Origin of the sequence: Oerskovia sp. Root22, assembly GCF_001429135.1 — a bacterium.
GTDB lineage: Bacteria > Actinomycetota > Actinomycetes > Actinomycetales > Cellulomonadaceae > Oerskovia > Oerskovia enterophila.
Map to the genome: position 1 here is coordinate 814028 of NZ_LMIL01000007.1, position 20830 is coordinate 834857.

The 20830-nt window shown below is 71.6% G+C and carries 17 protein-coding genes and 1 tRNA gene; 7 read left to right on the forward strand and 11 right to left on the reverse strand.

Annotated elements, in window-relative coordinates; all coding sequences use genetic code 11:
- Positions 1-6 precede the first annotated feature (6 nt).
- From ASE15_RS08545 to ASE15_RS08555, 3 genes are all read right to left on the reverse strand, one after another.
- Positions 7-1812 (reverse strand): S8/S53 family peptidase, encoded by a 1806-nt coding sequence (locus tag ASE15_RS08545; RefSeq protein WP_157277172.1) that lies wholly within the window; start codon positions 1810-1812, stop codon positions 7-9.
- A gap of 75 nt (positions 1813-1887) precedes the next feature.
- Positions 1888-2385, reverse strand: coding sequence for a carboxypeptidase-like regulatory domain-containing protein (locus ASE15_RS08550; RefSeq protein ID WP_068708638.1), 498 nt, complete (start codon positions 2383-2385; stop codon positions 1888-1890).
- On the reverse strand, positions 2382-3026 hold the full coding sequence (locus ASE15_RS08555) for an RNA polymerase sigma factor (protein ID WP_056762593.1): 645 nt from the start codon (positions 3024-3026) through the stop codon (positions 2382-2384). The genes ASE15_RS08550 and ASE15_RS08555 overlap by 4 nt, the downstream gene beginning before the upstream one ends.
- Positions 3027-3504: 478 nt before the next feature.
- Here ASE15_RS08555 and ASE15_RS08560 point away from each other — a divergent pair, with 478 nt between their 5' ends.
- Positions 3505-4833, forward strand: a complete 1329-nt coding sequence (locus ASE15_RS08560; RefSeq protein WP_200960526.1) for a glycosyl hydrolase family 18 protein — start codon at positions 3505-3507, stop codon at positions 4831-4833.
- Positions 4834-4966: 133 nt separating this feature from the next.
- Here the strand turns inward: ASE15_RS08560 and ASE15_RS08565 are convergent, their stop codons facing one another.
- From ASE15_RS08565 to ASE15_RS08590, 6 genes are all read right to left on the reverse strand, one after another.
- On the reverse strand, positions 4967-7009 hold the full coding sequence (locus ASE15_RS08565) for an alkaline phosphatase family protein (protein WP_056762595.1): 2043 nt from the start codon (positions 7007-7009) through the stop codon (positions 4967-4969).
- A 326-nt stretch (positions 7010-7335) separates the two neighbouring features.
- A complete protein-coding gene (rplA, locus tag ASE15_RS08570; protein ID WP_056653730.1) occupies positions 7336-8052 on the reverse strand; it encodes a 50S ribosomal protein L1 in 717 nt (238 codons plus the stop codon).
- A gap of 125 nt (positions 8053-8177) precedes the next feature.
- On the reverse strand, positions 8178-8609 hold the full coding sequence (gene rplK, locus ASE15_RS08575) for a 50S ribosomal protein L11 (RefSeq protein ID WP_056653726.1): 432 nt from the start codon (positions 8607-8609) through the stop codon (positions 8178-8180).
- 75 nt (positions 8610-8684) lie between these two features.
- Complete coding sequence (gene nusG / locus ASE15_RS08580) at positions 8685-9488, reverse strand: transcription termination/antitermination protein NusG (protein WP_056653723.1); 804 nt, start codon at positions 9486-9488, stop codon at positions 8685-8687.
- Positions 9489-9614: 126 nt separating this feature from the next.
- Positions 9615-9890: a preprotein translocase subunit SecE gene (secE, locus tag ASE15_RS08585; RefSeq protein WP_082609106.1), complete on the reverse strand. Its 276-nt coding sequence runs from the start codon at positions 9888-9890 to the stop codon at positions 9615-9617.
- A 105-nt stretch (positions 9891-9995) separates the two neighbouring features.
- Positions 9996-10068: transfer RNA gene (locus tag ASE15_RS08590), tRNA-Trp, on the reverse strand.
- Positions 10069-10425: 357 nt separating this feature from the next.
- On the opposite strand from ASE15_RS08590, the gene ASE15_RS08595 reads away from it, so the two are divergent.
- Complete coding sequence (locus ASE15_RS08595) at positions 10426-12072, forward strand: AbgT family transporter (protein WP_056762598.1); 1647 nt, start codon at positions 10426-10428, stop codon at positions 12070-12072.
- Positions 12073-12209: 137 nt separating this feature from the next.
- Here the strand turns inward: ASE15_RS08595 and ASE15_RS08600 are convergent, their stop codons facing one another.
- Together ASE15_RS08600 and ASE15_RS08605 are read right to left on the reverse strand one after the other, a co-directional pair.
- Positions 12210-13691, reverse strand: coding sequence for a M17 family metallopeptidase (locus ASE15_RS08600; RefSeq protein WP_056762600.1), 1482 nt, complete (start codon positions 13689-13691; stop codon positions 12210-12212).
- 108 nt (positions 13692-13799) lie between these two features.
- Complete coding sequence (locus ASE15_RS08605; protein ID WP_056653716.1) at positions 13800-15644, reverse strand: SLC13 family permease; 1845 nt, start codon at positions 15642-15644, stop codon at positions 13800-13802.
- A 181-nt stretch (positions 15645-15825) separates the two neighbouring features.
- On the opposite strand from ASE15_RS08605, the gene ASE15_RS08610 reads away from it, so the two are divergent.
- From ASE15_RS08610 to ASE15_RS08630, 5 genes are all read left to right on the forward strand, one after another.
- A complete protein-coding gene (locus tag ASE15_RS08610) occupies positions 15826-16845 on the forward strand; it encodes an ABC transporter ATP-binding protein (RefSeq protein ID WP_082618298.1) in 1020 nt (339 codons plus the stop codon).
- Positions 16842-17696, forward strand: a complete 855-nt coding sequence (locus ASE15_RS08615; RefSeq protein WP_056653713.1) for an ABC transporter permease — start codon at positions 16842-16844, stop codon at positions 17694-17696. Before ASE15_RS08610 ends, ASE15_RS08615 begins: the two co-directional genes overlap by 4 nt.
- Positions 17683-19026, forward strand: coding sequence for a sensor histidine kinase (locus ASE15_RS20795; RefSeq protein WP_235534268.1), 1344 nt, complete (start codon positions 17683-17685; stop codon positions 19024-19026). The genes ASE15_RS08615 and ASE15_RS20795 overlap by 14 nt, the downstream gene beginning before the upstream one ends.
- 83 nt (positions 19027-19109) lie before the next feature.
- On the forward strand, positions 19110-19700 hold the full coding sequence (locus ASE15_RS08625) for a response regulator transcription factor (RefSeq protein ID WP_056762773.1): 591 nt from the start codon (positions 19110-19112) through the stop codon (positions 19698-19700).
- A 74-nt stretch (positions 19701-19774) separates the two neighbouring features.
- A complete protein-coding gene (locus ASE15_RS08630) occupies positions 19775-20824 on the forward strand; it encodes an adenosine deaminase (RefSeq protein WP_056653710.1) in 1050 nt (349 codons plus the stop codon).
- Positions 20825-20830 lie beyond the last annotated feature (6 nt).

The window sequence follows — 20830 nt, forward strand, 5'->3', positions numbered from 1 at the left end:
GTCACCTCATTCCGCGGTCACCTCCGTGGGGACCAGTCCAGTGGCCAGGGTAATGGACTCCCACAGCCACGCGCAGCGTCCCGGAGCTCCTTCACCCGGTACCAGCGCGCTCGGTGACGTCGGGTCCGCCGCGGAGTCGTCCAGCAGGTAGGACGCGAGCTCGCCGGCCAGCACGGGGGCTGCGAACGACGTGCCGCTCCAGCTCGCGAACCCACCCTGGAAGCCCTCCGGGTCGATCGTGGCGCGGTTGCCCTCCGACCAGAGCTCCTTGAGCCAACGGGTGGGGGCTACCGCGCCGTCCATGGTCGTCGGAGCGGTCGAGACGAGCGCCGCCCCGGGACGCACGCAGGTGACCCAGGGCCCGTCGTTGCTGAACAGGGCGGTCGTCCCGTCCGGGTTCAGGGCCCCGACCGTGAGCACGGGCGGCTCGTCCTTCAGGAGAGCGACGCCCGGGAGCGGTACGGGCGGCGTCTGTCGACGATCGATCCTCGGTGCGAAGGCCGCGGGATAGCTCGGCCTCGTCTGCCCGTCGTTCCCGGACGAGACGACGACCAGCACCCCGTAGCGCCGGAGCGCCCGCAGGACGGTGCCGAACGGGGCGTCGAAGTCCGCGTCCTCGGGTCGCTCGTGGTAGTACCCGAGCGAGAGCACCAGGACGTCGATCGGGGAGTAGCCCTTCCGACCGACGAGTCCGAGCACGTGCCAGAGAAGCACCCGGCGCAGCGAGCGCAGGAGGTCTCGCTCCGGGATGACCCCGGCACCGCCGTAGAGGCGAGGGGCCAGGATGACCGCATCAGGGCACTTCTGGTGGACGAGGCCGGCGATGAAGGTTCCGTGCCCGGCGACAGGGTCGAGCGGGCCCGTCAAGGGAGAGATCGACACGCCACCGATCTCCGGGTCCTCGTACTCGTACTCCGTCTCCGGCAGCACGGACAGCGGCTCTCCGAGCAGCTCGGGGTCCCGCACCACGATCGTCCCGCGCGACTCGAGGGACGCGTCGAACCAAGGATGCGCCCCCACGCCGGTGTCCAGGACCGCGACCACGGGTCGACGCGTCCCGTCGGCCGCCGTGTACTCGTCGTCTCCGACCGCCAGGCGACGCGCTGGGACGGGCCCTACCCAGTTCACCGGGGTCCGGCCGCCCGAGCCGGGGGCTGCGTACTCTGCGGTACCCGTGACCGGGAACGGCTGCGTGTAGGGGAAGGGCTGGGTGTACGGGAAGGGCTGCGTGTACGGGAAGGGCTGCGTGTAGGGGAACGGCTGGGTGTACGGGAAGGGCTGCGTGTACGGCTGGCCACCGATGGCCGGTCCCGCCGACGGCGCGATCATGTGGTCGAGGCCCACCCGTGGGCTGCACTTGTCGTCCGGGCACAGGCGCCCGCCGAGCTTCTCGATCACCTTCCACGCGTCCGGGAGCTCCCCCTCGCTGCCGCCCTTCTGCCGCAGGCGAGCCGAGAGCCCGAACACGCGTCGCAGGTCGCGGGTCGTCTCACGATCGAGCCTCGCCCGGGTGATGAGCTCCGCGTCGGCCTTGCTGGCCTCCTCGACCTCGACCGTCAGGTCGAACTTCTCCGCAGCCTCCTCGAGCCACCGCAGCGAACGGTTGCCGGTCAGGTCGTCCGGAGACTCCGGAACCAGGACCCGGTCCCCCACGTACCACGTGGGGTGCGGCGAGGACTGCCCGGCCCGACGCGGCGCGGTGATCGGGTCGAGAGTCCGCGTTCGCCACTGCAGCCGGTTCGGCCGGTCCCCGAAGGGCCGTCCGCCCGGCGGGACGGGTGGCGTGGCCGACTGCTCTGGGGTCTCACTCATCGGTGCTCCAATGCACGAAGGGGACTACCGCCGAGGGGTGGGCCGCCGGCGCGTGAAGAAGATGTCGCGAGATCGCTACAGCTCGATGATGGGCGTGGTCACTGCGTCGCCGTCCGCACCGGGGGTCCGCAGCAGGAGGCTCGCCGGGCCGGGGGCGACGTCCTCGAACACGAATCGGCCGTCCTCGTCGGTGGTCGTCGAGACCATCCCGTCCGGGCGGTGCAGCTCGACCGTCAGCTCTCCGGCGGGCGCAGCCCAGCCGTCGATCCTGATCCTGGTGTCGTCCCGGGTCGAGAGCGTGATCATCACGGTCAGCGACTCGGCCGTGAACGTGATGGTCCGCGCCTCGACCGGCGGCGCCTCACCGCGGACGGACATCTCCGGTACGCGCACGTACTCGAGCTCCATGACCTCGGCCTCGAGGCCGGCCAGCGTGATCGCGAAGAGCGACCTCTCGACGAGACCCTCAGGTACCGGATCGAGCGTCATGCTGATCCGAGCGAGATCCGCCAAGATCTCGAGGTCGACCGTGTCCAACGGGTCGTCGGGGCTGTATCCGATCGGCGCGCTCATGATGTTTCCCATGTCCTGTCCCCCTGATCGCTTTCCATGATGTCGCGGAGCTTGGCCAGGCAGCGCCCGCGGTTGGATCCGATGCTTCCCACCGGCATACCGATGGCGCTCGAGATGTACTTGTAGTCAGGGCGGTCCGCCAACGAGATCAGCCGGAGCAGCCGCTGGCAGCGGTCCGGCAGCTGGAGGACGGCCCGCCACAGGTGGCGGTCTCGCTCCACCTCGAGGACCTGGGTCTCGGGGGTGGGGTCCGAGGACGGCAGTGCGCCGACAGGGCCGTCGAGCAGGTCGTCGGGAAGCTCGGTGCGGCGCTTCTGGTCGTCGCGCTGCTTGCGGACCACCTCCCACGCACCGCGCTTGGCGGTCACGAGGAGCCACTTGAGCACCGCGTGCGGCTCCTGGATGGTGTGAGCGTTGCGCACGAGCGCCATCCAGGTGTTCTGGACCACGTCGTCGGCGTGCTCTCGGTCGGCACCCTGCGCCCGCGCCGTGTGCCACAGCAGCGGGGTCGCCTCCTTCACGAAGTCGGCCAGTGCCTGGTGCTTGCCCTCCCGGTAGTCGAGGAGAGCAGCCGCGGCTCGATCGCCGAGGCTCACCTCCGGTTCGTCGACTTCCGGGACGTCCTCGGTGATCCGTGTCATGGCTGGGTGCGCCGTCTGCTCTCGGTCGTGCTCGGGTACTTCGGGGGAACCCGAGTCTAGAGGTGTTCGTGCAGGTGGGACAAGCATTTCCGCCATAGCAGCACCTCCCTCCGACCCGCTCTCGCGGCACTCTCGACGGACAGGCCGACTGGTCGTCGGACCTCCTCCTGCTGGGAGAGAGGGGGGTTCGTCGCGTTTGATACACGTTCGTGAGATCTTTCCCGAACGATCTCGCCGACGCCTCGGGCGACCGCGCGGCCCCGGCCCCCGCCGCGCCGTCGGGCAGGCTCGCAGAGCCTCTACGGGTACGTGACCCGTACGGGGATCCACGTATGGACAGGGCGCAGAGAGTCGTGGAATCCCTCATCACACGCGTGACCCAGGTCACGTACGGTCGGCCTGACCGACCACGACCGGTCCACTCCGACGGTCCCGGTGAGACGACGACGTCCCGGACCCCCTGCTAGAGGAGCTACACGTGAGAACCCTTCGCCACCCCGCCGACGGCACCCGCCGTCCGGCTCGTCTGCTCGCGGCGCTGACCGCCGCGACCGTCGCGCTCGGCGGCCTCGCGCTCGCCGGCACGAGCGCCCAGGCCGCACCGCTGCCCGCCGCCCAGCCGGCGACGGTCGCCGCCGCAGCCGCTCCCGGCCACCAGTGGCTCACGGGCTACTGGCACAACTTCAACAACGGCTCGGTCGTCATGCCGCTGAGCGACATCCCGGCTGCGTACAACCTCGTCGCGGTCGCGTTCGCCGACAACCTGACCGGCACGCCCGGTGGCATCACGTTCAACCTGTCGAGCGCCGAGCTCAACGGGTACACGGTGCCCCAGTTCAAGGCCGACATCGCCGCGATCCGGGCGCAGGGCCGCAAGGTCATCCTGTCGGTCGGCGGTGAGAAGGGGAACGTGATCGTCTCCAACGCGACCGAGGCGAAGAACTTCGCAGACACCGCGTACGGCCTGATGCAGGAGTACGGGTTCGACGGCGTCGACATCGACCTCGAGCACGGCATCAACGCGACGTACATGTCGAGCGCGCTGCACCAGCTCTCGGCCAAGACCGGACCGAACCTCATCATCGCGATGGCACCGCAGACCATCGACTACCAGGCCACCTCGATGGGGTACTACCAGCTCACGCTCGCGATCAAGGACATCCTGACGATCGTCAACACCCAGTACTACAACTCGGGCGCCATGATGGGCTGCAACCAGCAGGTCTACAGCCAGGGCAGCATCGACTTCCTCACCTCGCTCAGCTGCATCCAGCTCGAGATGGGCCTGCGCCCCGACCAGGTCGGCATCGGCGTCCCCGCGGTCCAGGCCGCTGCCGGCGGCGGCTACCAGCCCATCGCCAACGTCATCAAGGCCGTCGACTGCCTCGAGACCGGGACGGGCTGCGGCACGTTCAAGCCAGCCACTCCGTACGGCAAGATCGGCGGCGTCATGACCTGGTCGATCAACTGGGACAAGAAGAACAACTACGCGCTCGCCACCGCGGTGGGCGCCCGCCTCGGCACCGGCTCGGGCGGCGGCGGCACCGACCCGACCGGCGGCAGCACCGGCGGCGACCCCACGGGCGGCGACCCCACCGGCGGCACCGACCCGACCGGCGGGACCACGGGCGGCAGCACGGGCGGCTCGGGCACCTGCTCGGCCGCGGCGTGGGACGCCTCGAGCATCTACACCGGCGGCAACACCGTCGCCCACAACGGCCGCACCTGGCAGGCCAAGTGGTGGACCCGCGGCGACGCCCCCGCCCCGAGCGACTGGGGCGTGTGGAAGGACCTCGGCGCCTGCTGAGTCCCCGTCCCCGGTGACGGCGGTACCGTCACCGTGACGACCGAGCCGCCCGGCTCTCCTCCCCAGGGAAGGAGAGCCGGGCGGCTCCGTGCTGCCGGCCGCAAGGGGGCGAGCGGCAGCGCGGCGCGGGACGTCAGTCGACCGGGAAGAGCGAGACCGTCAGCGTCGCTCCGTAGGAGCCGGGAGCGGTGTCGGCCGGCAGCTCGAGAGCGAGGTCGGCCGTGACGTCGCTCGTGCCCTTGCGGCCGATCGCGTCGGCCCCCGCGAGCGTCTGCGGCGTCGACAGCCCTGCTCCCCCGCCCTGCGCAGAGGAGATGCGCGGCCCGGCGGTCACGCCCGGCTTGTCGACGACCAGGCGCGGTGCCCAGCCGAGCCGGTCCGCGCCGAACGTCGTCGACCCCGCCGAGAACGCGGTCGACTGGCCCGAGACGGCCCAGCCCGCAGCGTCACGACGCGTGTCCGAGACGCTCACGACGGGCAGCGCCGCGGTGTACGCCAGGTGGTCGCCGTCGAGCCCACCCGCGAGCCGCACGGGCGCGCCGTCGCCCGCGACGGTCATCGAGAGCTTGCCCTCCGTCACGACCTCCTCCACGACGGCCTCGAGCGCGATGCCCTCGGCACCCGCGGGGTCGGTCTCGCCCTGCGCCGCGAACCGCACCTGGTCGAGAGCCCAGAACCAGTCGTTCGTGCCGCTGTAGTGGAAGCGGTACTGCGCGGTCCTCGCCCCGGCCGGGACGTCGGTGACGATCGCGCGCTTCCCGTTGTCGCTCGCGGGGAACGAGGCCACCTGGACCGGGGCGGCGCCGTCGAAGCTCACGAGGACCTCCGCGACCTGCACGCGGTCATGACGGTACGAGTGCTCGAACGTCAGCACGGCCTGCTCCTTGCCCGCGACCGCGTAGTCGGGCGTGACGAGCGTCGAGTCGAACTTCCCCGCACCGTGGGCCTTGTCGTCCCACTCGTCCGAGTCGGCGACCGCGATCACGTCGCGCCCACGCGTGAAGTTCTCCCGCGCCTGGCCCGCCTCGGCCGCCGACCAGAACGTCTGGGTCGTGAACGACCAACCGCGCCACTCGGTCACGCCACCCGACGGCATGGCCGAGTTGTCGACGCTCCAGCCCGTCGGGGGCGTCGTCGTGAAGCCGAGCGTCCCGGCCGGGACGCCCGTCTCGTCGACCCGGGGCGCGAGCGCGGGGCGCAGGGAGTCGAAGTCGTCGGAGACGTCGTCGCCGATCGGGGTGCCGTCGAGCCCCCACGCAGGGTCCACCGCGACACCGGCCTGCCGCATGACCGTCGGCGCGATGTCGGTGATCGCGAGGTTCTCCTGGCGACCGCGCGGCTCGATGCCGTCGCCCGCGGCGATGACGAACGTCGCGCGCTCGGTCTGCGCCCGGCCGCCGTGCCCGCCCTTCGGCAGGTGGCCGTGGTCGGCCGTCACGATGATGTTCCAGCTCTCGGCCCCCCGCGTGGGCCGCGCGTCGATCGCGGCGAGGATGCGGCCGATGCGTGCGTCCTGGACCTCGAGCTCGGCGGCGTACTGGGCCGCGTCCGCGCCGTGGCTGTGACCGGCGCCGTCGATGTCGTCGAGGTGGAGGAACGCCACGTCGGGGTTCTGCGTCCCGAGGTAGGTGATCGCGGCCTGCTCGGTCTTGACGTCCGAGCCCGTCGCGATGCGCAGGTCGATCCCGTCGGAGACGATGTCGCCGTTGCTCGCCGACGACGTGATCGGGGCCCAGGTCGAGGCCGCGAACGTCGCAATGCTCGGGTCGACCTGCTCGAGGCGATCGAGGAAGCTCGGGTACTGCGCGTAGTTCTTGCCCGCGAAGGTGTTGTCGCGGACGTTGTGCTTGTCCGTCCACACGCCCGTGAGGATCGTCGACCAGCCCGCGCCGGACACCGTCTGGGCGCCGCGCTGGCTCACCTCGGGTGCGTCGCTCGTGGCGTACAGGAGGCTGTGACCCGAGGTCCCGCGCTGCATGAGCGCGTGGAGGGTGGGGGTCGAGGCCGCCTCGATCTTGTCGAGCCGAGCCCCGTCGAGCCCGATCACGAGGGTCTTGTCCGTACGAGTTCCCTGCAGGACGGGGGCTTCGCCGTCGGCGGCGAAGGCGGCGGCCGGGACGAGGAACGTCCCTGCTGCCAGCGACCCGGCGAGTGCCAGGTGTGCGATCTTGCGCATGTCCAACCCTTCAGTCGTCATGGTGCACGTCATGGATGCGGTGTCCGGACGAGCCGCGAGACTCACCTGTCCAGACAGGCCTCACTCTGACCGCGCCAGGCAGACCAGGGATGAACCGGGACGATCGGGGCCGTGAACGTCTGCGTCGGGCGGGCCCCGGATCGGGCCACCTGCTGCACATACCAGACATTTCAACGACGCCCGACGACGGCAGGCAGCACCGCACGGACCGGCACGTCCGCCCGTCCCGCCCGACGACGAAAAGACCGACGGCGCCCCTCCCCGTGAGGGGAGAGACGCCGTCGGTCAGGAAGAGAACGGGCTGATCAGGCCGCGTCGTCCTCGAGGAGCTTCGTCGCCTTGGACGGGTCCACGGGGATGCCGGGGCCCATCGTCGTCGAGAGCGTCGCCTTGCTGATGTAGCGGCCCTTGGAGGAGGACGGCTTCAGACGCAGGACCTCTTCGATCGCTGCCGCGTAGTTCTCCACGAGCGCCTTCTCGTCGAACGAGACCTTGCCGATGATGAAGTGGAGGTTCGAGTGCTTGTCGACGCGGAACTCGATCTTTCCGCCCTTGATGTCCTCGACGGCCTTCGCGACATCCATGGTCACGGTGCCGGTCTTCGGGTTCGGCATCAGACCACGGGGGCCGAGGACCTTACCGAGGCGACCGACCTTGCCCATGAGGTCGGGCGTCGCGACAGCGGAGTCGAAGTCCGTGTAGCCGGCGGCGACCTTCTCGATGAGCTCGTCGCCACCGACGATGTCGGCGCCGGCTGCACGAGCCTGCTCCGCCTTCTCGCCGTTCGCGAAGACCAGGACGCGGGCGGTCTTACCGGTGCCGTGAGGCAGGTTGACCGTTCCACGGACCATCTGGTCCGCCTTGCGGGGGTCGACACCGAGACGGAACGCGACCTCGACGGTCGCGTCGTACTTGGTGGGCGACGTCTCCTTGGCGAGACGAACCGCCTGGAGCGGGGTGTAGAGCTCGTCGCGGTCGATCTTCTCCGCGGCGGCGCGGTATGCCTTGCTGCGCGTTGCCATCTGCTTCTCCTTGTCGAGCAGTCGTGGTCTACGGATCCGCGCGGACCCTGCCACTGCCTGCCGGTCGAGGACCGGCGGGCTCATGAAAAATGAGGTTCAGCCCGGAGGCTGGGGGTGGAGCTGGGTCAGCCCTCGACCGTGATGCCCATGGAGCGAGCGGTGCCCGCGATGATGAGCGACGCAGCGTCGAGGTCGTTCGCGTTGAGGTCCTCGAGCTTGGTCTGAGCGATCTCGCGCACCTGGGCGGAGGTCAGCTTCGCGACCTTGACCGTGTGCGGGGTGGGCGAACCCTTGTCCACGCCGGCGGCCTTCTTGATGAGCTCGGCTGCCGGGGGGGTCTTGGTGATGAAGGTGAACGAGCGGTCCTCGTAGACCGTGATCTCCACGGGGATGACGTTGCCGCGCTGCGACTCGGTCGCCGCGTTGTACGCCTTGCAGAACTCCATGATGTTGACGCCGTGCTGACCGAGCGCGGGGCCGATCGGCGGGGCGGGGGTTGCTGCACCGGCCTGGATCTGGAGCTTGATCAGCCCAGAGACCTTCTTCTTGGGAGGCATGAGATTCCGTGCTTTCTGTGTCTGGGCCGACGCCGTGGGCGATGACCCGGTTGCAGGTACTGCCGTCGAGCAGGATCAGATCTTGGCGACCTGGTTGAACGACAGCTCGACCGGGGTCTCCCGGCCGAAGATGGAGACGAGGACCTTGAGCTTCTGGCCCTCGGCGTTGATCTCGGAGATCGTCGCGGGGAGCGTGTCGAACGGACCGTCCGTGACGGTGACCGACTCGCCGACCTGGAAGTCGACCTCGAAGGGGGCCTTGGCCGACGCGGCGGGCTTGCCGGCCTCGGCCTTGGGCTCGATCGTCGGGGCGAGCATCGAGAAGACCTCGTCGAGCGTCAGCGGCACCGGCTGGTGGGTGTGGCCCACGAAGCCCGTGACACCGGGCGTGTGACGCACGGCGCCCCACGACTCGTCGGTCAGGTCCATGCGGACCAGGACGTAGCCGGGGATGCGGACGCGACGGACGATCTTCTTCTGCGCGTTCTTGATCTCCGCGACTTCTTCCATGGGGACTTCGATCTGGAAGATGTAGTCCTCCATGTTCAGGCTCTGGATGCGGTTCTCCAGGTTGGCCTTCACACGGTTCTCGTAGCCCGCGTAGGAGTGGATCACGAACCAGTCGCCCGGCTTGGTGCGCAGGTCCTTCTTGAACTCCTCGACCGGGTCGAGGTCGTCGAGGATGTCGCCGTCCTCGTCGACACGGGGCTCGTCGTCGGCCTCGGCCGGCTCCTCGTCCGTCTCGGTGTCCAGCTCCTCGTCGTCCGCCTCGACCTCGTCGATGGCAGCCTCGGGTGCGTCGAGCTCGACCTCGGCGCCTTCGGCGACGGGCTCGGTGGGATCGACGTTCTCCGCCTGGTCCAGCGACTCCTGGGACACGAACGAACCTGCTTTCTACTGACTACTCGAACATGCTATTGACGGGACCGCTCACGGTCCTCGCGCTCCGGGCGCGTACTCGTGCGGTGCCGCGAGATGCTCGCGGCACGAGGCGCCCTCCGGGAATCAGTCCCCGAAGACCCACAGGACGGCCTTGCCGATCCCGAGGTCGAGCACCGTCACGAACGCCATGACCACGGCCACGAAGACGAGGACGACGGTGGTGTAGGTGATCAGCTCGGAACGAGTGGGGGTGACGACCTTCTTGAGCTCGGCGATCACCTGGCGGACGAACAGGGCGATCCGCGAGAAGATGTTGCCCTTCTTCGCGTCGCCCTTGTTCTTGTCACCGCCGGCGCGCACGCCTTCAGCACCCAGCGCCTCTGATGGCGATTCGCTCACTGTTCATCCCCACTACGTGACGTTGAAACCGAAACCGATGCTGACCTTTCGTGGTGTAACCCGTTACCGGACTACGCGCACGCCCCCGAGGAGGACGACGCCTTGCAGGGCAGACAGGGCTCGAACCTGCAACCTGCGGTTTTGGAGACCGCTGCGCTACCAATTGCGCCACTGCCCTTCGTGATCGATGCCACCCCGCGAACCTACCCAGAAGGCAGAGATCATCGGGTGGGCACCTGCCACCGAAGGAATACTGTACGCGAACCGAGCGCCGTGGTCGAACCGGCCCTCGTCACGTCCCGTCGGAGCCCGTCCGGCCCCACCGGGTGACCGCCCGCGAGGCACCCCTCGGCACCCGCTCGCGACCGTCCTTCAGGACCCACGCTAGACGACGGCCCGCAGATCTCACCCGCTCGTCCGGCATTCGATCGCCCGCTCCCGGTGATTCACCCCACATCCACACGATCTCCTCGCAATACTTACCCCCGAGTCCTCGCGCACCCCGCACGAGGCGATCGGGACATGAGAGGGCGACATGTCGGAAGCCGCGGTCGTACGACGCACCCCCCTCGAGCGCATGCTCGACGGGATCGAGCGGGTGGGGAACAAGGTCCCGCACCCCGCCATCATCTTCCTGGGCCTCATCGCCCTCATCATCGTGCTCTCGCACGCGTTCTACCTCGCCGGGACCTCGGTCACGTTCGACCAGGCGCAGGTCGCCGAGCAGGTCGAGCCGAGCGGCGAGGAGCTCATCGGGGACGCGCCCTACCAGAGCGAAGACCCCCACGTGGAGCAGGTCACGGTCTCGGTCGAGTCGCTCCTGAGCGCCGACGGGATCCGGTTCATCTTCACGTCGCCCGTCGAGAACTTCAACGGGTTCGGCGTCGTCGGCGTGATCGTGGTCGCCATGATCGGCGTGGGCCTCGCCGAGGAGGTCGGCCTGATCGGCGCCTTCATCAAGCGCCTCGTCAAGGTCACGCCGGCGCGCTTCATCACGCTCATCGTGGTGTTCCTCGGCGTGCTGTCCTCGATCGCGACCGACGCGGGCTACCTGGTCCTCATCCCGCTGGCGGCCGCGGTGTTCCACACGCTCGGCCGACATCCGCTCGCGGGTCTGGCAGCGGCGTTCGCGGGCGTGGGCGGCGGGTTCGGCGTGAACCTGCTCATCACCCCGATCGACGGCATGCTCGCCGAGATCACCAACGAGTCGATCGCGGACCCCGCGCAGCACGTCTCGATCACGGGCAACCTCTACTTCTCGATCGTCTCGACCATCGTGGTGACCCTGGTCGCGACGCTCGTGACCGAGAAGTTCGTCGAGCCCCGCCTGGGCACCTACCGGGAGGACGAGGCCCCCGCGGCCGACGACCACGACTCTGGCGGGGCCGCCGCCCCGGCCCCCTCGGGCGAGCTGACCGCCGCGGAGAAGCGCGGGCTCAAGTGGTCCGGGTTCGGCCTGATCGGCGTCACCGCGTTCATCCTGCTGCTGACGCTCCCGTCCTGGGGGCCGCTGCGCAACCCCGAGACGGGCAGCCTCATCGAGGGCTCGCCCCTCATGGGCAGCATCATCTTCCTGATCCTGATCTACTTCTTCGTCATGGGCCTGTGCTACGGCAAGGGCGCCGGGACGATCAAGAACAGCATGGACGTCATCAACCCCATGACGAAGACGATCGCGGGCCTGTCCGGGCTGATCTTCCTGCTGCTGATCATCAGCCAGTTCATCGCCTACTTCAACTACTCGAACCTGGGCACGGTCGCGGCCGTGAACATGGCCGACGCCCTGGAGCAGGCGAACCTCGGGACGGTCCCGCTCATCATCGGCCTCATCGCGATGACGGCCGTGATCGACATCTTCATCGGCGGCGTGGTGCCGAAGTGGGCGATCTTCGCCCCGATCTTCGTGCCGCTGTTCATCCAGCTCGGCATCTCGCCCGACCTCGCGGTCGCGGCCTACCGCGTGGGCGACTCGCCGATCAACGTCGCGACCCCGCTCATGCCGTACTTCGCGCTCATCGTGATCTTCGCCGAGCGGTACCGCAAGAAGGTCGGCGTGGGCTCGATCATCTCGCTCATGCTGCCGTACACCGTCGCGCTGCTGCTCGTGTGGACCGCGCTGCTCGTGGGCTGGTACCTGCTGGGTCTGCCGCTCGGCCCGGGGGCGGAGATCTACCTGCAGTGAGGTAGGGCCCGACGGCGGAGCGTGCGTCGTCGGGCCCGCGACACCCCGCCCCGGGTCCTCCCGGGTGACGCGACGAGGACATGACGAGAGGCCGGGCGCCCGCAGTGCGGGCGTCCGGCCTCTCCTGTGCACAGGACCTACGCGACCGGGACCGTGAACGCGCCCGCGAGCTCGGCGAGAAGGCGCGCCCCGAAGCCCGTGGCGCCCTTGGTCCAGACCGCGTCGTCGGTGTCCGACTTCATGGTGCCGGCGATGTCGAGGTGGGCCCACGACACGTCGCCGACCCACTCGGCGAGGAACAGCGCCGCGGTGATGGCCCCCGCGAACTCCCCGCCCAGGTTCTTGATGTCCGCGACGTCCGAGTCGAGCTGGGGCCGGTAGCGGTGCTCGAGCGGGAGGCGCCAGACGCGCTCGTCGGTCGCGGCCGACGCCGACTCGACCTGGGCGGCCAGCGCGTCGTCGTTGCCGAGCAGCGCGGCACGCGCCGTGCCGAGCGCCGCGAGCGCCGCGCCCGTGAGGGTCGCGATGTCGACGATCGCGTCGACGCCGTCCTCGACCGCGAGCGCGATCGCGTCGGCCATGACCAGTCGGCCCTCGGCGTCGGTGTTGACGACCTCGATCGTGCGGCCGCTGCGCGTCGTGAGGACGTCGCCCAGCTTGGTCGCGCTGCCCGAGGGCATGTTGTCGGTGCACGCGAGGTACGCCGTGACGGTCGTGCCCACGCCCAGGTCCTTGAGCACCGAGAGGGCAGCGAGCGCCGCCCCGGCCCCGGACATGTCCATCTTCATGGCCGCGTGCATCGCGTTCGAGGGCTTGAGGCTGATGCCGCCCGAGTCGTAGGTGATGCCCTTGCCGACGAACGCGAGGTGCCCCTCACCGCCGCGGTACGTCAGCCTGACCAGGCGGGGCTCGACGACGCTGCCCGAGTTGACCCCGAGGATGCCGCCGCACCCCATCTCCGTCAGCGCGGCCTTGTCGAAGACCTCGACCTCGAGGCCGTTCGCGGCCCCCAGGCGCACCGCGACGTCAGCCAGGTCGGGGGCCGTGAGGTAGCCCGCCGGGGTGTTCGCGAGGTCGCGCGAGACGAGCGCCGCGCGGGCCAGGACCAGGCCCCGCCGGGCACCCGCGAGCGCCTCGGCCGCGTCCCCGTCCGTGAGCAGGACGATGCCCGTGACCGGGACCGTCGCGGGCTCGGTGCGGAGCTGGTCGTAGCGGTAGCGCCCCAGCAGGACGCCCTCGACGACCGCGCTCGCGACCTCGGCGAGGTCGAGGCCCTCGGTGCCCGCGAGCGAGAGCGTCACCACCGTGTCGCGCGCGACGGCCCGGGCGTGGTGGGCCGCGGCGTCACGGATCGCGGCGGTGTCGAGCCGGCCGGCCGGTCCGGCGCCGACAGCGACCACGTCGGCCCCTGCGGAGGGGCGGGCGAGGGTCTGCCCCGCACGCCCCGTGAAGCCCCAGCGGGCGAGCTCGTCGCGGTCGGCGCCGATCGCGGCCGGGACGTCGCCGTCCGAGGTCACCAGGACCCCGGTCGTGGCCCCTGCCGGCGCTGCGTCGACGGACACCTCGACGGCGCGTACGGCGGTGTCGGACGGGATCGGGTCGAAGGGTGCGTCACCCATGGCGTGCTCCATCTCTCGGGCCGCGGCCGGGGCCGGGGCTGGTGCAGTGCGGTGTGGTGCAGTGCGGGACGTGCGGTGCGGGTTGGTGCAGGACGTGCCGGGCGAGCCCTACGGCCGCCAGATCAGGGGGACGAGGAACACCGCGACCAGCAGGTAGACCCCGAGCACGGGCAGGCCGAGCTTCCAGTAGTCGCCGAACCGGTAGCCGCCGGGTTCCATGACCATCATGTTGCCGGGCGTCGCGACGGGCGTCAGGAGCGCCGCGGCGGACGCGACCGCGACGCACATCACGAGCGGCACGGGCGAGATCCCGAGCTCGAGCGCGACCGACCCTGCGATGGGGATCATGACCAGGGCCGTGGCCATGTTGCTGATGAGCTGCCCGAGCACCGCGCACAGCACGAAGATGCCGAGCAGCAGGAGCGTCAGCCCTCCCCCGCCGACCACGTCGATCAGCGCCGTCGCGACGATCTCCGCGGCGCCGGTCTGCGTGATCGCGGTCGAGAGCGGGATCATGCCCGCCACGAGGATCACGGTCGTGAGCGAGATCGAACGCTGCGCCTGGCGCGTCGTGACGACGCGCAGCAGGATCATCGCGATCGCGGCCCCCACGGCGGTGACCGCAGCCGGCAGCACGTCCGTCGCGAGCGCGGCCACCATGAGCACGAGCACCACGATCGCCGGCACGGCCCGGCGCCCGAGCGGCGCGGCCTGGCGGCGGATCGAGTCCGGGGTGTCGACCACGAGGACGTCGGGGTCGTCGGTGTGGCGGTCGAGCGCGTCCCACGGCCCCTGGAGGAGCACCGCGTCGCCCGCGCGCAGCGTGACCTCGTGGTCGCGCGGGTCGGCCGCGGGCCGGTTCTCCCCCTCGTCGGTGGCCGGGTCGAGGACCTCCCCGAGCCGCTTCACGGCCAGGACCACGAGCTCGCCCGAGTCCGTGACCATGCCCGGGAAGACGCGCTCGCCGATCAGGCCCGAGCGCGGGCGCACGATGACCTCGGCGACCCCGTGCTCGCGGGACACGAGCCCGCAGGTGACGTCCTCGCCGTCGGGCCCCGTGGGGGCGACCAGGCCGCTGGCGGCCGCGAACCCGTCGATCCCCCTGCGGCCGCCGCGCACCACGAGCTGACCGCCCGCCGCAACCTCCGACGCGGGCCGACCCGACCGGTCCTGCACCGCGACCGCGTGCACCGAACGGTCGCCCGTGTCGATCGCGTCGGCCGCGACCCCGACGAGTGGTGAGCCCACGGGCACGGCGAGGCGCGCGATGCTGCCGGACGGAGCGTAGTCGCGCAGCAGGTCCGCGGGCAGGCCCGTCAGGTCGCGCGAGAGCGAGCGCGCGCTGCGGTGCGGCAGCAGGCGCGGACCCCACAGCACGCAGACCAGGATCGTCCCCGCGAGCAGCGGGACGCCCACCAGCGCGAACTCGAAGAACCCCAGGCCCGTGCCTGTCTCCTCGAGGGCCGTCGCCGAGACGATCACGTTGACGGGCGTGCCCGTCAGCATGAGGAGCGACCCGGCGTGCGCACCGAACGCGAGGGGCATGAGGAGCTGCGAGGGCGAGCGGCCGAGCCGCGTCGAGAGGACCACGACCATGGGGAACAGCGCCGCGACCGCGCCGTTGGGCGTGACGAGCGCGGACAGCACCGCCGAGAGCACCAGCATGAGCACCATGAGCCGGGCGGGGCTCGTCCCCGCCCGGTCGATCAGCTGCTGGCCCGCCCACGCCGTGATGCCTGCGGCGTCGAGCGCCTCGGCGACCACGAACAGCGCTGCGATGAGGATCACGGTCGGGGTGCCGAAGCCCGCGAGCGACTCCTCGACCGTGAGGACGCCCGTGAGGTAGAGCGAGAGCGCGACCGCGAGCGCCACGACACCGACCGGCAGCCTGTTCCACACGAAGAGGACCACCGCTGCGCCCAGGACGGTCAGCGTGATCGCGGCGTCGCTCATGCGGCTGACAGTAGTGGACCCCTGGCGGGCCATCGCGGCGGACATCCCGTCACCGTGGGTGAGTCTTCCGGTCACCCCCCGGCGGGCGTGCCCGTCACCGCCCGCGTCCACCGACCGGTGGACCCCGCGTCCCCCCGACCGGTCGTCGCGGCGAGCCCCACGCTCACGCCAGGCTGGAGCCATGAGCACAGACAGGACTCCTCCCCGAGCAGGCACGAGCTCCCCGGCCATCGAGGTCCGCGGGCTCACCAAGCGCTACACGCAGGGCAGCGGCGCAGGCAGCACCGTGAAGCAGGCGGTCGACGGGCTGGACCTCACGGTCGAGCGCGGCGAGATCTTCGCGGTCCTCGGCCCCAACGGCGCAGGCAAGACCACGACGGTCGAGATCCTCGAGGGCTTCCGCAAGCGCGACGGCGGGCAGGTCCAGGTCCTCGGCGAGGACCCCGCGCTCGCGGGGCGCGCGTGGCGCAGCCGGATCGGCGTCGTGCTCCAGGACTCGCGCGACCAGGCCGAGCTCACGGTGCGCGAGCTCGTGCGCCACTTCGCGACGTTCTACCCGGCCCCGCGCGACCCCGAGGAGGTGATCACCGCCGTCGGGCTGCAGGAGAAGGCGTCGACGCGTGCCCGCCAGCTCTCGGGCGGCCAGCGGCGCCGCCTCGACGTCGCGCTCGGGATCGTGGGCGACCCCGAGCTGCTGTTCCTCGACGAACCCACGACCGGGTTCGACCCGCAGGCCCGCCGCAGCTTCTGGGACCTCGTCCTGGCCCTGCGCGCGAGCGGCACCACGATCCTCCTGACGACCCACTACCTCGACGAGGCCGCGCACCTGGCCGACCGCGCCGCCGTCGTACGCGACGGGAAGGTCGTCGCCCTCGGGGCGCCGGGCGACCTGGGCGGGCCGGGTGCGCTGCGCCCCGCCGTGCAGTGGGTGTCCGACGGCGTCACGCACGTCGAGCGCACCGACCACCCGACCGCGCTGGTCGCCTCGCTCGCGGCACGCCTGGCCGGACCCGACGGCGAGGTGCCGGGCCTGCGCGTGCTCCAGCCGAGCCTCGAGGACGTGTACCTCGAGCTCATCGGGGCCGTACCGGCGGCCCCGTCCGCAGACCCGTCCGCCACCTCGTCGGCAGCCGCGCCGCCCGGGCTCCCGCCGACCTCCGCCGTCCCGTCCGCACCCGTCGCCGAGGAGGCCACCCGATGAGCACCCAGACCGCCCCCGCACCAGCCCCCCACGCCCGGCGCGCGCTGCCCGGCACCCTGCGCACGGGGCTGCGGCGGACCTGGATCGAGATGCTCGCGTTCCTGCGCGAGCGCGACGCGGTCATCTTCATCCTGGCCTACCCGCTCATCATGATGGCGATCTTCGCGACGGTGTTCGGGCAGCAGGAACAAGGGAACGCCACGGACTCCGTGCCGTTCACGCAGTACTTCCTGCCCGGCATGGTCGCCACGGGTGTCATGCTCACGAGCTTCCAGAACCTCGCGATCTCGATCGCGGTCGAGCGCGACGACGGCACGCTCAAGCGCCTGCGCGCGACGCCGCTGCCGGCGACCTCGTATTTCCTGGGAAAGATCTGCCAGGTCCTGATCGCCGTGACCGTGCAGACCGCCGCGCTGCTGCTGCTCGCCGCCACGGCGTTCGACGTCCCGATGCCGACCACCGCCTCGGCCTGGGGGACGTTCGCCTGGGTGTTCGTGCTCGGTACCGCGACGGGCTCGGTGCTGGGCGTCGCGTTCTCCTCGGTGCCCCGCTCCGGGAAGTCCGCGAGCGCCGTCGTGACGCCCGTGGTGCTGGTGCTGCAGTTCATCTCGGGCGTGTTCTTCGCGTTCTTCGCGCTGCCGTCGTGGATGCAGCAGGTCGCGTCGGTCTTCCCGCTGAAGTGGCTCGCGCAGGGCATGCGCTCGGTGTTCCTGCCGGCAGAGGCCGAGGCCCTCGAGGTGGGCGGGTCGTGGCAGCACGGTGCCACGGCTGCTGTACTGGTCGCATGGCTCGTGGTGGGACTCGTGGTGGGGGTGCGGACGTTCCGGTGGCGGCGTCGTGACGACGGCTGACGGCCACGCCCCCGACGAGGCCGGGACGGTGCAGGACTCGCAGGCCGCCCAGATCGACGGCACGTGGGAGCGCGACGTGCGCTGGTGGGACGTGGCGTTCTACGTCATCGTCGTCCTCAGCGCGCTCGCGCTGCTCACCGCCGACGTCCGCGGCACGGCGCTCGTCGTCTCGCTCGCGGCCGTCGGGGTCATCCTCGTCGGGTACGTCGGCTGGGGGCGGCGCGCCGCGCGGACGCGCAACCAGGTGGCCGCGCACGTCTACCTCGTCGTGGCGATCGCGTGCACGCTCGTGGTCGTGGGTCAGGACGCGCTGGGCACGCTCCTGCTGTTCGCGGTGTTCACGCAGATCTGGATGCTCTCGGAACGCCTGTGGACGCAGGTCGTGCTGTGCGTCGTGCTCGCGGCGGGCACGGCGCTCGCGCTCGCGTTCGACCCGACGACAGGCCGGGTCGGGGTGGCCGAGCTCGCGAGCACGGCACCGCAGATGGGCGTCGCGCTGGCGTTCGCGCTCAGCCTCGGGCTGTGGACCGCGCACACCATGCGGCAGGCCGAGCGGCACGCGCGGCTCGTCGACGAGCTGCGCGCGACCCAGGCCGAGCTCGCGCGCTCGCACCACGAGGCGGGCGTGCTCGCGGAGCGCGAGCGCGTCGCCCAGGAGATACACGACACGCTCGCCCAGGGGTTCACGAGCGTGGTGATGCTCGCGCAGGCCGCGAGCGCCGACCTCGACCGGTCGGCCCCCGACGCGGCGCGCGAACGGCTCGCGCTCGTCGAGTCGACCGCGCGCGACAACCTCGCCGAGGCGCGGGCCCTGGTCGCCGCGGCCGCGCCCGCCCCGCTCCAGGTGGGCACGCTCGGCCAGGCACTGCGCCGCCTCGCCGACCGCTTCACGGACGAGACGGGCACGCACGTCGACCTCGAGGTCGCGGACGTGCTCGGGCTCTCGAGCGCCGAGGAGGTGGTCCTGCTGCGGTCCGCGCAGGAGGCCCTGGCCAACGTGCGCCGCCACGCGGCGGCGAGCGCCGTCGTCGTCTCCCTGGTGCCTGGAGGCACTGCAGGGGCCGGCTTCCCGGGGTCCGGTGACGGACCCGACTGCGCCGCGGTCGTGCTCGAGGTCGTCGACGACGGGCGCGGGCTCGGCCCGGGCGTCGTGGAAGGGTTCGGCCTGCGCGGCATGCGCGAGCGCGTCGCGGCGAGCGGCGGCGAGGTCACCGTGCACGGGACGCCCGGGGGCGGGACGAGCGTGCGCGTCGAGCTGCCCGTCCCCGGACGGCCCCCTGCGCCTGCTGCGTCCCCCGCCACCACCCCTGCCCCCCGGAGCACCTCGTGACCACTTCCTCGCCCGCCACCTCCCCCCAGGTGCGCGTCCTCGTGGTCGACGACCACCCCGTGGTCCGTTCGGGCCTCGTCGGGATGCTCACGGCCGAGCCGGACCTCGTGGTGGTCGGTGAAGCGGGCGACGGGCGCGAGGGCGTGCGGCTCGCGCACGAGCTGCGCCCCGACGTCGTGCTCATGGACCTGCGCATGCCCGTGCTCGACGGCGTGGGGGCGACGAGCGAGATCCTCGGCGGCCCCCGCTCCCCCGGCGACGGGCGGGGTGCGCGGCCCCGCGTCGTCGTGCTCACGACGTACGAGACCGACACCGACATCCTGCGTGCGGTCGAGGCAGGAGCCACGGGGTACCTGCTCAAGGACACGCCGCGCGACGTGCTCGTGGCCGGGATCCGGGCCGCGGCCCGCGGCGAGACCGTCCTGGCCCCCACGGTCGCGACCCGGCTCGTGACGTCGGTCCGCGGCGCGGGCGAGCGGCTCACGCCCCGCGAGTCGCAGGTCCTCGCGCTGGTCGCGCGCGGGCTGAGCAACCCCGCGATCGGGCGCGAGCTGTTCATCTCCGAGGCGACCGTCAAGACGCACCTGCTGCGTGCGTTCGCCAAGCTCGGGGTCGACGACCGCACGCGCGCCGTGACCGTCGCGATCGAGCGCGGGATCCTGCCCGGCGCGTGAGGCCGGCCCCGATCTCACCCGGCCGGGGACCGGAACTCCCCGTGCGGGGGCCCGGCTGATGGAAGACTGCCCCTGTGCGTGATCTGGCGAAGCTCCCCAAGGCCCACCTCCACCTGCACTTCACCGGGTCCATGCGGCCCGAGACGCTGCGGGACCTCGCGGCGCAGTACGGGGTGCGGCTCCCGTCCGCGCTGCTCGACGGCGACCCGCTGCGCCTGCCCGCGACCGAGCGTGGCTGGTTCCGCTTCCAGCGCCTGTACGACGCCGCGCGCGCGTGCGTGCGCTCCGAGGCGGACATGCGCCGGATCGTGCACGAGGCCGCGGAGGACGACGCGGCCGAGGGGTCGGGGCGCCTCGAGATCCAGGTCGACCCCACGTCGTACGCGCCCTTCGTGGGCGGCATCTCGCCCGCGGTCGAGATCGTGCTCGACGCGGCCCGCGAGGCGAGCGCCGCGACGGGGACCGAGGTGGGCGTGATCGTCGCCGCGTCGCGCATGCGGCACCCGCTCGACGCGCGCACGCTCGCGCGCCTCGCGGCGCAGTACGTGGGCGACGGTCCGGGCGAGGTCCTGGGATTCGGGCTGAGCAACGACGAGCGGCGCGGGGACACCGCGGCCTTCGCGCCCGCTTTCGCGATCGCGCGCCGCGCGGGGCTCGCCCTGGTCCCGCACGGTGGCGAGCTCCTCGGCCCGGACCACGTGAGCGAGGTCCTGACGGACCTGGACCCGGACCGGCTCGGCCACGGGGTCCGGTCCGTCGAGGACCCGCGGGTCCTCGAGCAGGTCGTCGAGCGGGGGGTCGCCCTCGAGGTCTGCCCCGCCTCGAACGTGTCGCTCGGGGTGTACGACGACGGCGCGCAGGTCCCGCTCGGGGCGCTCGTCGACGCGGGCGCGCAGGTCGCGCTCGGGGCCGACGACCCGCTGCTCTTCGGTTCGCGGCTCGTGGCGCAGTACGAGTCGGCGCGGACCGAGCACGGGTTCTCGGACGAGGAGCTGGCCGACCTCGCACGCTCCTCGATCCGGGCGAGCCGGGCCGGGCGCTCGACCACGGCGCGGCTGCTCGCGGGTGTCGACGCGTGGATCGCCGACGAGGCACCACCCACAGGAGAGGCGCCCCGTGGGTGACCGCCG

Bases quoted from the DNA above. Each gene is read 5' to 3' on its own strand.
- ASE15_RS08545 (WP_157277172.1), bottom strand. From the start codon at position 1,812: ATGAGTGAGACCCCAGAGCAGTCGGCCACGCCACCCGTCCCGCCGGGC.
- ASE15_RS08550 (WP_068708638.1), bottom strand. From the start codon at position 2,385: ATGAGCGCGCCGATCGGATACAGCCCCGACGACCCGTTGGACACGGTC.
- ASE15_RS08555 (WP_056762593.1), bottom strand. From the start codon at position 3,026: ATGACACGGATCACCGAGGACGTCCCGGAAGTCGACGAACCGGAGGTG.
- ASE15_RS08565 (WP_056762595.1), bottom strand. From the start codon at position 7,009: ATGCGCAAGATCGCACACCTGGCACTCGCCGGGTCGCTGGCAGCAGGG.
- rplA (WP_056653730.1), bottom strand. From the start codon at position 8,052: ATGGCAACGCGCAGCAAGGCATACCGCGCCGCCGCGGAGAAGATCGAC.
- rplK (WP_056653726.1), bottom strand. From the start codon at position 8,609: ATGCCTCCCAAGAAGAAGGTCTCTGGGCTGATCAAGCTCCAGATCCAG.
- ASE15_RS08595 (WP_056762598.1), top strand. From the start codon at position 10,426: ATGTCGGAAGCCGCGGTCGTACGACGCACCCCCCTCGAGCGCATGCTC.
- ASE15_RS08600 (WP_056762600.1), bottom strand. From the start codon at position 13,691: ATGGGTGACGCACCCTTCGACCCGATCCCGTCCGACACCGCCGTACGC.
- ASE15_RS08605 (WP_056653716.1), bottom strand. From the start codon at position 15,644: ATGAGCGACGCCGCGATCACGCTGACCGTCCTGGGCGCAGCGGTGGTC.
- ASE15_RS08610 (WP_082618298.1), top strand. From the start codon at position 15,826: ATGAGCACAGACAGGACTCCTCCCCGAGCAGGCACGAGCTCCCCGGCC.
- ASE15_RS08615 (WP_056653713.1), top strand. From the start codon at position 16,842: ATGAGCACCCAGACCGCCCCCGCACCAGCCCCCCACGCCCGGCGCGCG.
- ASE15_RS08625 (WP_056762773.1), top strand. From the start codon at position 19,110: ATGCTCACGGCCGAGCCGGACCTCGTGGTGGTCGGTGAAGCGGGCGAC.